The following is an 11,779-nucleotide window of genomic DNA, read 5'->3' as shown; positions in this document are numbered from 1 at the left end:
CTCCTCACAATGCCGTGCCACGGCGCAGGACGCCGGAGAAAGTTGCGAAAATGGCAAGCACCACGGCGAGCAGTGTGAATGACAGGGATGCGCCGAGCGGCCAGTTGAACGCCTGCGTGAACTGGTCCTCGATCACCGTTCCCATGGTTACCCCAACACGGCCACCGAGAATGCGCGGCTCCATGAACGAGCCAATCACCGGAATGAAGGTCAGTACCGCGCCGGAAATCAGACCGGGAGCCGCCAGAGGCAAAAGTATCTTGAAAAGGATGGTCCACCAGCGCGCACCAAGGCTCGCGGCTGCCTCGATGATCGCGTCATCAATTGTTGAGAGCGCGATATAGCAGGTCAGGATCATGTAGGGCAGATAGCCATGAACGAGGCCGACGACGATGGCATAGCGCGTGTAAAGAAAACCGATCGATCCGGCTTCGGGCGCCACCATGTGCAGCAAGCTGTCCAGAAAGCCGTTTTCGCGAAGGACCATCGTCCATGAAAAGACGCGCACCAGACCGTTCGTCCAAAAAGGTAGCAGAATAAGGATCAGCAGCATTTCGCGTGTTCTGCCGAAGGTCGAGCGCACCAGCGCGACGGCTGCCAGAAAACCGAGAATGGCACAAAAAAGCGTCGTCCAGAAGCCGATCAGCAGCGATGTGATGCCGATGCCGACCAGATAGGGCTGGTCGATGAAGGCCCGGTACTGCTTGAGCGTGAAGACGATCGGCGCCTTGCCCATCGGCGTCGCCGACAGGAAGCTGAAGGCGAACATTGTCAAAAGGGGCAGAAAAACTGCAATCGTAAGCCAGCCGTATGTTGGCATGAGCAGGGCCGTCGTCGAGACCCAGGATGGGAGCGTGCGCCGACTGCGCGGACCCGAAGGTCCGCGCGCTGACGCCAATGTCAGCTGATCATTCTGCATAGAAAGCCTTCACTTCCTGCCAGACATTGTTGAAGGCTTCGCGGCGGTCGTCCGGAATTCCCGACACGATGCCCATCGTCTTCAGATATTCCGGCTTGTGCACCTGGCGGCTGAGGTCATCAGCGGGAAGTGCTTCCAGAGCGGCGGAGTTGGAGGAGGCAGGTGCCCCGACTTTTGTTGCCCATTCGACGTAGAATGCCGGATCGATCATCCAGTTGGCGAAGGCAAGCGCGCCCTCGGCGTTCGGAGCCGATGCCGGAATGCCGAGCCCATCGACCCAGCCGATGCCGCCTTCCTTCGGAACGACGAAGGTCACCGGCAGCTTGGAGTTGCGCTTGGAACGCACGGAGCCGCCAGACCAGAACAGTGACAGGTCGAACTCCTTGGCTGCAAAGGACTTGTTCCACTGATCTTCTGTCGACCACAAGAGCTTTACATTCGGCTTGATCGATTTCAGCGCTGCGGTGACGGCAGCTAGATCCTTCGGATCGTTGATGTCCTGTCCGCTCATGAGGGCGCCGACGCCCACGTTGATGATCGCGTCATCGTCCATGGCGACACGGCCCTTGTAAGCCGGATCGGCCAGAGCTGCGTAGCTATCGGGCACAGGCATGCCCTCGCGAATTGCGAGCGACGTCATGCCCCAGACCCAGGGAACCGCGTAGCCTTTGCCGTCCTTGCTAAAGTTCGGATTGGATAGGAGATTGTCATCGACGGTCGCAGCGTTCGGGACCTTGGTGAAATCGATCGGCTGAAGCAGATCTTCGGCGACGGCCTGAGCGCAGCGGGCGGCATTTAGAACGACCAGGTCGTAAGTGCCTGGATTGGTGCGCAGCTTTGTCAGCATTTCCGATTCGGAGCTGTAATAATCGTGCACGACTTCAATGCCGGTCTTCTCGGTAAAAGCCTTGACGGACCAGGCTTCGTCGGTGCCGTATCCCTGCCAGTTCAGGACAGTGATGGTGCCGGCCGCAAAGGCCTTGCCTGGCAAGCTGGAAAAGCCGGCGCCCGCTAAAAGCAGCGCTGTGGACATCAGTTTCAAAGTATTGCGTCTTGTGATCTCTGTCATTTTGGCACCCCTCTTGAAATACACAGTTGCAGGTGATCGTGACCGCAGTCATCGACCTCCACGGGATCGGCAGAACCGAAATGGAAGCGCGTAAAACACGCCATAATAGTTTGTATACAAATTAAAATCAGGAGGAATCACAACGGTCGCGGCGTCTATGTCAGTGCGAGCAAAAGCGTGCCCCGAACAACAGCGGAGCAGGATGTCTAACCCAGCGATGCATTTCAAGTCGCGATGCGGGACTGGTCTGGAAAACATGGATTTCCCAATTTAGTCCTCAGTTCAAACCCTCTGATCTTAGTGTCAGTCTTTTCATTTTTTATTTGTATACAAACTATTGTTGATGAATCTTTTCCTGTCAAGGTCTTCTTGGTGCCATCTGCGCGTCCTGAGACGAAAAATAGACCTCCAGACGCTGCGATTGCGCGCTTTTGGCGATCTCCACGCGAATGCCCACAGCGCTTGTGTCATGGCGAATGTCGTTTCCGCCCAGGCGGGCGATGGCGACGGTGCCTGCGGTCATACCGGGAAGGTCAATGAAGCCATCATTGGCAACGGGCGCGATGGAGCATACAAACCGTCCATCGCCGATATCGATCTGTGACAAGGCCGCCTGCAGGTCTGTCTGCAGCACGAGCTTTTCATTGATCGTCATGGAAAGAACGGCAGCATCTACCGAGATATGCAATGTTCCAGCCGGCGACAGCATGGGGCCGATCGACAGGTCCTGACCCGTATTGCGCACAGTCCATCCGGACCATGGATCGAAATCGACGATCTCGCCCGCCGCCATCAGCGGGAGCAGGGCGGCCCAGATATAGAACGGATCGGTATCGCCCTGGTCCATCGCCTCGCCGGTCACTGCATTATAGTTTTCGGAGGCGATGCGATCCTTGCTCCAGGATGACATGAAGAGTGCATAGCTCTGGCTGGCGAGCTTGCTTGCCTCTGCCGTGAAGCCGTAACGGCGCAGGCCGAGCCAGACCATGTAGTTGACGTTCGGCCAGATGCGCCCGCGCCAGTAGATGTTGTCGGCAAAGGCTGGGTCGTTGCGCGTTGCGTTGGGTAGAACGAAATCCCCGCCGAACGTCGTCTCGTCGCTGAGGTGCTCCAGCAATCTGGCGGCCTGCGCCGGCGTGGCAGCCCCGCAAAGGAGCGGGTAGAAACTGGTGGGCGAAAGCGAGCGGACGAACCCGCCATTGCGCTGGCGGTTGGCGAAGAGACCGCGGCTCTCATCCCATAAAGTTTCGGAAATCAACGTCCGGCAGCGGTCTGCAAGATGGGTAAATTCCTGCGCGTCCGCATGCTTTCCAAGCACCGTCGCCATGTTTGCCAGCATTTCGGCATCGAGCGCAGCCGCGCAGTTCAATCCGAGATCGAAGGTTGACAAGGTGCGGGTGACTGGATCGTAGATCGCCTCGTCATGGGTTGCGGAATTGTCCATTCCGGTTTCGTTGCGGGCGCCAAAGGCAGTCCCCTTGTAAAGACCTTCGCCGACATCGGAGGTTCCGCAGGACAGGAGACCAAAGGCGCCGGGATCGCGGTTTTCCCACCACCAGCGTTGATTGCGGGCTAGGGCATCATAGTTTGCTGTTAGCATCGAGCGTTCGCCGGTACGCTGGTAAAGCTGCCAGGCGACGAGCGCACCGTTCGGGTGCTGGCTGCGATCGACCCAGGCGTCGTTGGAGGTGACGATGCAGGCGATGTTGCCTTGCGGCGTGGCGCTGGCCATGGCTGTCGCCATGTTTTCGCGCGCCAGGTCGGCGTCGAAAACGCAGGAAAGAAGCGCTGCGAAAAGTTGGTCGTTGTACCAGACCGCAAATTTTCCGAGGTTCCAGATTCTGGTCACCGCCGTATAGGGCCGCGCATTGGTGTCGTCCCAAATGGTGTTCCAGGCGACCACATCCCGAACCGCATCGAGCGATCCTGGAAACAGGCCCGTCTGTGCATAGGGTATCTGCGCCGGCGTATCTTCCACAAGGCAGGCGCGTGCTTTTGCGATGGCGAGTTCAGCGCTGTCGGCGACAGCGGCGGCGTAGCCGCCCTTGCGCATCATTTCGAGATTGAAGCGCAGTGCGATGACAGGCGCCTCGTCGCTGCGGGTCGCTGTGTAGAAATATCCGTTCTCCTCGAAATCGGCGCGCAACGCTTCGATCGTCGCATGGCCGGTCACGTGGACCGGAGCCTGTGCCGTCACCACCGCGACGAACCGGGTGCCGACCTTCAAGAGGGTTGTATTGCTGCCGCCGTCATAGACACCGATCTCGCCGCCATCAGCCGATACGGCCAGCGTCAGCCAGAACCGCAAGCCCCATTCGGCCGATACCGTTCCCTCCCAATTTCCGCAAACTGCGAACGGATCGGTTTTCGTGGTGGAGAAGGCGACCGTCGTGCCGGTGTGATCCGTTTCGAGTTCGATCAGCGAGCCGTCGATGGCGTGGCGTCCGAGACGGGCGGGATTGTGCCGCGGCTCGATTGCCGACGTCGTCTTGCTGCGCGTGGAATAAAGTACCGGCGTGATCCGCACCCCGAGCGGCAGGAAAACCATCTCGGCCGGCCGGTCCGACCAGCTGTTCCAGGCGCGCATCAGGGGGATCGTTGAGTGTTTTGGCATGGTTGTTTATCCGGTCAGCTTGAAAGCGGGATGAGTTTCGGCGCGGCAGTCAATCCGCTTTTATCGGCGGTGCCACCGAGATAAGGCGTGTTGCTGTAATAGCGGTTTGCCGCTGTGTTGGCGACGTGAAGCTCCAGCCTATGCGTGCCGGGGCTTAAAGTGCCGAGCGCAAACCGGTAGGGCCGCCAGGCCCGCCGACCGATCTCACGGCCGTCGAGAAACGCGGTCACGGCTGTCTCGACCTTCGGCAATTCCAGAAGCCAATCGGCCTGCGTCGCAATCTTCAGTTGGCACCGGTAGATGCCCGTGCCGGAAAAGTCTGCGAAACCCTGTGTTTCCCAGCCGGCATCGACTGAAATCGATTGAAAATCCCCATCATGTCCAGGAGAAAAGCTCCATCCGCCCTCCAGCAATACCGTCTCCGCGGCAGCGGAGATGATACGCACAGTCTGTACGGCGCCCTGACCTGCCACGGCCGCCAATGGCTTGCGTACCCGTATGCACAGAACCTCGTGTGGCTGAAGCGTTGCCAGAGACCATTCACGCATGACTGCCGCATGGATCGCGCCATCCGCCGGCGACCATTCCTCGTACTCGAACCCACGGCCGTATGAGATTTCGACCTCAAGGTCGTCCGATCCGTCGTTGAAGAGGACAAGTCTCCACCAGCCGTCCGCCTCATATCCGATCCACCGCCATGGCTTGCCGCCGGAACGGCTCTTGATCTGCGGACCGCAGGAGGGAAGGGATGATACGAGGGTGGCGATATCCCGGCTTTCCGGATGCCCTTCGATATGGGTGGAAATCTCTGGGAATGTCACCGGCGCACCGTTGTCGCAGATAACGGATACGCGTTTGCCGGAGGACCAGATCGCGCCGCCGGCTGTCTTGAAGGCCTCAAGTGCCCGCAGGGTATTCACCGTTTCCAATACGGTCACGCAGGGTAGTACGACGGCATCGAAAACCAGCCCCGATGCCATAAGCTTCCCGTCTTCGATCGTCGCCCCTGCAAGATCGGCCTCGCTGACGAACATGAAATCACATCCCTGCGTCAGAAGATGCTCACACCATGCGCCGATATGCGTGGCATGGCCATGGCGCGGTCCCTGTGCAAAGGCTGTGTAGAGCGGGTAGAGAATGGCAATGGGTGTGTGGGGTTTGGCCGGTTCGATGAAAGCGGAAATCCGGGCCGTCTCGTCGGCGAAAAGGTCGTGATAACTCCACCAGGGCTCAAAATTGATGCCGGGAGCGAAATCGAACCTTGGATTGACGAACAATGCCGGTTCGCCGTCGCAGCCATCGGTCTGGTAAACGCCGTGCCAGATGAACTGCCGCATGCCCAGGCAATGAAGCCGGATTGCCTGGGCACGGGCTGTCTCCAGCGTCAGTTCCCATTGGCCGGCGGCACGCCGGGGCGTCCGTTCCGCGCTGGCATAGGTTTCGACCATGCAGCGGCTACGCCCGTTGGAACGCGCAACGGAATCGCCGAGCTTCGGCGCCAGCTGCGCGCTGAAATTGTTGGAATCCACGGCGGTTTCATGCCGGTAGGCATCGATCCCGAAGAAATCGACAGCTGGCGCCACGCGCGGATCGATGCTGGTAAAGCCGCCGTTCAGCGACCATGAAGCGATATGCGGGAGGATTTCGTGCCCGGTCAGTAAAATGCCGTGCACGTCGGACCATCTACGCAACGTGCCGAAAAAGGCTTCGTTCATCAAAGCCGAATATCCGGCATAAAATTGTGCCCGTAGCCGCAGCGTGTCGTGGCCGATATTCTGCAGCAGTGCCAGGAGAATTTTGGCAAAGGGTGCGCCTGTTTTTTGCACCGTTGTCTCCTGCAACGCCGATGCAAAAAGTAGGCTATTGCCCAGATCGCCAGAAATCTGGTCCCAGCGATAGAACCCCGCGGCAGGCTGATCGTAGAAAACGAAGCCGGCAGGGTCTAGCAACAGGCCCTCCAATGCCGTGAGCAGCGGATTGAGCCCGACGTCTATGAAGCGCTCAGCCGCTTCCGGCAGCAGATAGTTGATCAACCGGGATGTCGAGGACCGGGCGCTGATGAAGACGGTGAGTGCCTCACCCGCCTTGACGTGACCGTCGAAGGCGTAGCTGCAGGATACGGCATCTCTTGCTGTGATGTTGGTCTGCGCCGTCACATCGGATACCGCGTCCAGGTTTTCAATGCCGGAAAGAGGGTGAAGGACGGCGGCCTCCACTGTCCAGTCGCACCATTCGACCTTGCCTGCCTCATATTGCCACCTCAAAATATCCGGACCCATCGTCTCGACGAACGGCGGGTGGATGCCGGTGATCGAGCCTTCAGATGAGGATTTTGACGACCAGAACATGTGCCGCTCGCGCAGGGCATCGCAGCCATCAACTGTGCGCCCCCCGGCATGGCCGCTGATCCAGTTGTAATCGTCATAGATGCCCAGTTTCAGGCCGAGATCACCGGCAATGTGGGCGGCGAGGCGATAGGCGGCGAGATAGGCGGGCGAAAGATAGTTTTCGCGCGGCAGCGAGAGCCGCGCTTGGATGAGGATGGTTCCGATGCCTTTCGCCCGGAAGTCGGCCAGTTGTGCACGGCAGGTGGCCTCATCGGGAATGGAATGCCAGAACCAATAGGCTGAGGGACGAAAAGCCGCCGTCGGGTTTTCGAACAGCGCGCGGTTTGTGATTTGCGAATGGACGTGATCACACATTGCCGTCGAACTTCATGATCGAGCGTGCGGCAGAGACATCGGCGAGAATGGATAGCGCCAATGCGTTTCCATCACGGGCCGGTCCGAACATCCCAATCGGGGCCTTGATACGATCGATATCGTGATCAGCGTATCCGTGCTTTTGCAAGGTTTCGCGGCGCCTCTCATGCGTGCGCTTGCTGCCGAGGGCACCGATGCAGAAAGGGGCGACGGGGATGATCTCACGATTGGATCGCGTGTCCGACATGATGGAGCGGAGCGGACTGCCGCTGACGGAAATGCTCTCGCTCTCGAAGAGGGCACGTGCGGTGATGCCGGTCTCAAACTGCCCCACAATCGCTCCTTCAGTGGCTCGCCGCCGTTACGCGCTTCATGGCGCTCGTCGTGTCCGTCCATGCCGGCTTGTCCGATGCAAAACGCGCCCGGAGATAGGTTGCAAGGTCGTTGATCTGCCCTTCGTTCAACGTCTCGCTGAATGCGGGCATGGACATGACTTCCGGCGCATCGCGACCGGTGGTTTTGGCAAGGATCGCCGGTGCCTCGACACCGTTCAGGATCACCTGGAGAATGTTATCAGGCGTATCGGCATGCAGATTGCTGTTGAGCGCGAGCGACGGCAGGATCGTATTGCCGGTATGGCAGGTCGCGCACGCGCCGTTGAAGATCCGTTCGCCCTTCGGCGACAGAAGTGCAGCGGCGGCCTTGGTCGTCTCGCTTGCGGCAATAGCGTGTTGACTCTGGGTGGCCGCGACGGCGGGTTCTGTTCCACCATTCAGGCTTGCCAGATAGGTGGCCATGGCGCGGATGTCGCTGTCGGGAAGCGGTTGCATGACGTTGACCACCTGCGCCATCGGGCCGGCCGCGCTGCCATGGTCGCGCGAATGCCCGGTGCGCAGATAGTCGTAGAAGGCGTCTGCCGTCCAGCCGACGGGGCCCTTGGCAAAGGCGTTGAGCGCGGGCGCTTCCCAGCCATCGGCAAATCCCCCGGATAAACGGGCACTGCCGGTCTTTTCCGCACCCAGCACATTGCGCCGTGTGTGGCAGGCCGAACAGTGGCCGAGGGTTTCGACCAGATAGGCACCGCGGTTCCACTGCGCGTCGCGCGTCTCCACATAGCGGAACGGATCGGCCGTCAGGAACAGGGCGTTCCAGCCAGCCATCATCGCGCGAATATTATAGGGAAACTTGAGCTTGGTTTCCGGTGGTTTTTCGGCGGCAGGACTTTGCGTCATCATATAGGCATAGAGCGCCTGGAGGTCCGCATCCTCCGCCCCCGCAAACGATGTATAGGGATGGGCGGGATAGAGGTGATGGCCGTCGCGGCTCACGCCCTCGCGCATGGCGCGCTCGAAGGCGGGATAGGACCAGGCGCCGATGCCGTTTGTCGCATCGGGGGTGATGTTGGTGGCATAGACCGGGCCGAACGGTGTGTCGAAACGCCGTCCGCCAGCAAATGGGGTTCCGTCGGGGCCGGCATGGCAGACATTGCAGGCGCCGGCTGCAGCGGCCATGCGTCCACGTTCGATCGTCACGGCGCTATAGACATTGGCATCGGGTGTCGGGATCGTGCCGATCGCGGGGCGCCATGGCGAGGCCATCGTCACGATCCCCGAAAGGGCGGCGACGGCCCCCGCGGCGGACAGGCCGATCGTCCGCCAATTGCGTTTCCTTGAGGGTTCAGCGGGCGATGCCTCGTTCTTCCCGCCGTTCAGGGTGGCCCGCACCCGTTCCGGCGTCAACGGCAATTCACGGAACCGGATGCCGGTTGCGTCATAGACGGCATTGGCGATGGCCGAGGCGCTAGGCACGGATGCGGACTCGCCGACGCCCAGCGGCGGCTCGTCCTGCCGGGGGATCATCAGGACGTCGATATCGGGAACTTCGGGGAAGGTGATGAGCGAATAGCCGCCCCATTCCTTCGAGGTGACGGCTGTTGAGGAGAATTCCACCTTTTCCTTCAGCACCCGGCTGGTGGACTGGATGATGTTGCCGTGGATCTGGTGGCGGACGCCATCGGGATTGATCATCATCCCGGAATCCTGGGCGCAGGTCACTTTCGTGACCGCCACTTCGCCGGTCTTGGTGTTGACGGCGACATCCGCGACCCATGCAGCCCATGCCGCCGCTTTGCCGGGGAAGGGGCCGTGGATATAGACGGCATAGGCAAATCCGCGCCCGTAGAGAAGATCGCCTTCGCCGCCAAGCGTGCCCCATGTGGTGTGCGGTACCCAGTTTGCCCGCTCGGCCAGCGCCTTGACCAGATCGATCGCGCGTGGATCCTGCAGATAGCGTAACCGGTATTCGATCGGATCGACACCCGCAGCGGCAGCCAGTTCGTCCACATAGCATTCATGGGCAAAGGTGTTGGGCATGGCCGAAACACCGCGAAACCAGGAAGCGCGAGCGATTGGCGGCATATCGTGCACGGTGACGCGAAGATTGCCATAGGCATAGGGCGGGATCGCGGTGCGGTCGCCCATCTGCACCACATCCGAGACCGGCGGCACCTTGCCGGTGAGAATCAGCGGCAGGGTCGGGGCGAGGTTTGAGGGATAGCGTGTTTCGAAATCATAGGCGGAAGGGCCGCCCTCCAGATCGAGGCCGCCGCGCACGTCCATAATCTGTGCCGCGCCCTTGGGCTCCCAGGCATGTTCCTGCTCGCGGCTCAATTGCACTCTGACCGGCGCATTGACTGCGCGCGACAGGAGGGCTGCATCGGCGGTCACGTCATCAGCACAGTTTCGGCCGTAGCATCCGGCTGCTTCAAGCCGTTCGACAAGGATCAAGTCTTCGGGCATATCCATAAGCAAGGCGAGATCGCGCCGCATGGGGAAGGGGTTCTGCGTCCCGGACCAGACGGTCAGGCCATCGTCACGATAGTCTGCCACGGCGCAGGACGGCCCGATCGATCCGTGCATCTGGTAGGGCCAGACATAGGTTCGGTTCATCGGCTGGGCGCTGCCTGCGAGCGCCATCTCGACATTGCCGCGATCGGCAAGCTTGCGCGGGGTCGCGGGATTGGCGCGTAGCGCGGCTTCCGGTGCGTTGAGGTCGGGGCGTTCCTGCGCTGCGCGCCAGACCACCTTGAGGATCTTTGCCGCCTTGATGGCGATTTCCTCGCGCGTGGCGACGACACCGACAAAGTCACCGATGGCGACAACGCCAACCAGGCCCTCGATACCGGCGACTGATGTCTCATCGATGGAGATCAGGCTGTTGCCGACATGCTCGCCATGATCAAAGCCGGCATAGGGCGGACGGATGACGCGGCCGTGCAGCATGCCGGGCACGCGTACGTCGTGCACATAGGTCCAGCGGCCAGTCGCCTTTGCGGGAATATCGACGCGCGGACGCGAGGAGCCGACAATCGTATAGGCAGATGCCGGTTTAAGTTCGGCGCCGGTGTCGATCGACAGGCGCACATGCGCGCCGGCGACGAGATCGGCAAAGCTCAGGCTCCAGTTTTCACCGGAACCGGCGCGAATGGTCCCGTCTTCCAGGATGAGCTTTTCAAGCGGTATGCCGGTCCGCATAGATGCTTTGGCAAGCAGGTGACGGCGTGCGGTCGCTGCCGCATATCGCAGGGGAACGGCAGTAATCTGGATGGTTTCGCTGGCAATGGTCGCGCCCTGATTGGGGGCGGCCGAGGTTGCCCCGAGCACCATGTCGACCTGCTCGAACGGGACATGAAGCTCTTCTGCAACGATCTGCGCCAACGACGTCCGGATGCCGGTTCCCAGATCGACATGACCATTGAACGCAATGACGCGGCCATCCGTGCCGATAGCGATGAAGAGTTCGGCCGTGTCGCCCTGTTCGGCATCGGAAACGATCAGCAGCGTATCGGCGGCGGCCATATAGGCCGATTTGGGTGTTTCGCGGTGCAGGGTCATGGCGAAACCTCCGTCGTGCCGTCTGTTCGTGTCGTGTGTGGCTGTTCCGCCTTGGCATAGGCAACGGCACGCCGCGCGGCGGCCAGTATTTCAAGATGCGTGCCGCACCGGCAAAGATGGTGCCGCAGAGCCTCGCGAATATCGCTCTCGTCAGGATCGGCATTGCGCTTGAGCAGTCCGACCGTAGCGATGATCATGCCATTGAGGCAATAGCCGCATTGCGCCGCCGCTTCTTCGATAAAGGCCCGCTGAACCGGGTGCAGATGTCCGCCCGCTGCAAGCCCTTCAAGCGTGGTTACACGCCGTGTCCCAATTGCGCCGAGCGGCACCGTACAGGAGCGCACCGGACGGTCGTCAACCAGAACAGCGCATGCGCCACATTCGCCCAGGCCACAGCCATATTTCGGGCCGTTCAGGGAAAGGTCATTGCGCAGAATATAGAGGAGGGGTGTTTCCGGCTTTGCGTCAACGTGCCAGAGGGCGTCGTTTACATTCAGTGAAACGGAAACGGGTCGCGTCAAGGCCGCCGCTCCAGCGCCGCACAGGCGGTCAAGCCCAAGCCTTCTGCTACCGGACGGATCG

At 60.6% G+C, this 11,779-nt stretch carries 7 protein-coding genes; all 7 read right to left on the bottom strand.

The features are described from left to right. Positions 1 to 4: 4 nt before the first annotated feature. Entirely contained in the window at positions 5 to 919 is a 915-nt protein-coding gene (locus tag ADU59_RS21845) for an ABC transporter permease (RefSeq protein WP_083198374.1), read from the bottom strand. After that, complete coding sequence (locus tag ADU59_RS21840) at positions 909 to 1,988, bottom strand: ABC transporter substrate-binding protein (protein WP_068956483.1); 1,080 nt, start codon at positions 1,986 to 1,988, stop codon at positions 909 to 911. The genes ADU59_RS21845 and ADU59_RS21840 overlap by 11 nt, the downstream gene beginning before the upstream one ends. Positions 1,989 to 2,346: 358 nt before the next feature. Beyond that, on the bottom strand, positions 2,347 to 4,602 hold the full coding sequence (locus ADU59_RS21835; protein ID WP_068956482.1) for an MGH1-like glycoside hydrolase domain-containing protein: 2,256 nt from the start codon (positions 4,600 to 4,602) through the stop codon (positions 2,347 to 2,349). A gap of 14 nt (positions 4,603 to 4,616) precedes the next feature. Beyond that, complete coding sequence (locus tag ADU59_RS21830; RefSeq protein ID WP_068956480.1) at positions 4,617 to 7,304, bottom strand: carbohydrate-binding protein; 2,688 nt, start codon at positions 7,302 to 7,304, stop codon at positions 4,617 to 4,619. Beyond that, entirely contained in the window at positions 7,297 to 7,638 is a 342-nt protein-coding gene (locus ADU59_RS31345; protein ID WP_068956479.1) for an XdhC family protein, read from the bottom strand. The genes ADU59_RS21830 and ADU59_RS31345 overlap by 8 nt, the downstream gene beginning before the upstream one ends. A 10-nt stretch (positions 7,639 to 7,648) precedes the next feature. Then, on the bottom strand, positions 7,649 to 11,197 hold the full coding sequence (locus tag ADU59_RS21820; protein ID WP_068956478.1) for a molybdopterin cofactor-binding domain-containing protein: 3,549 nt from the start codon (positions 11,195 to 11,197) through the stop codon (positions 7,649 to 7,651). Beyond that, positions 11,194 to 11,718, bottom strand: a complete 525-nt coding sequence (locus tag ADU59_RS21815; protein ID WP_099050904.1) for a (2Fe-2S)-binding protein — start codon at positions 11,716 to 11,718, stop codon at positions 11,194 to 11,196. The genes ADU59_RS21820 and ADU59_RS21815 overlap by 4 nt, the downstream gene beginning before the upstream one ends. Between the last annotated feature and the right edge of the window lie 61 nt (positions 11,719 to 11,779).

This window comes from Pararhizobium polonicum, assembly GCF_001687365.1.
Lineage (GTDB): Bacteria > Pseudomonadota > Alphaproteobacteria > Rhizobiales > Rhizobiaceae > Pararhizobium > Pararhizobium polonicum.
Note: the sequence above shows the minus strand (reverse complement) of the source record. Positions and strands in the feature narration are given on the sequence as shown.

What these genes read in the sequence shown, in the direction of transcription:
- ADU59_RS21845 (WP_083198374.1), bottom strand. Translation starts at nt 919, where the DNA reads ATGCAGAATGATCAGCTGACATTGGCGTCAGCGCGCGGACCTTCGGGT.
- ADU59_RS21840 (WP_068956483.1), bottom strand. Translation starts at nt 1,988, where the DNA reads ATGACAGAGATCACAAGACGCAATACTTTGAAACTGATGTCCACAGCG.
- ADU59_RS21835 (WP_068956482.1), bottom strand. Translation starts at nt 4,602, where the DNA reads ATGCCAAAACACTCAACGATCCCCCTGATGCGCGCCTGGAACAGCTGG.
- ADU59_RS21830 (WP_068956480.1), bottom strand. Translation starts at nt 7,304, where the DNA reads ATGTGTGATCACGTCCATTCGCAAATCACAAACCGCGCGCTGTTCGAA.
- ADU59_RS21820 (WP_068956478.1), bottom strand. Translation starts at nt 11,197, where the DNA reads ATGACCCTGCACCGCGAAACACCCAAATCGGCCTATATGGCCGCCGCC.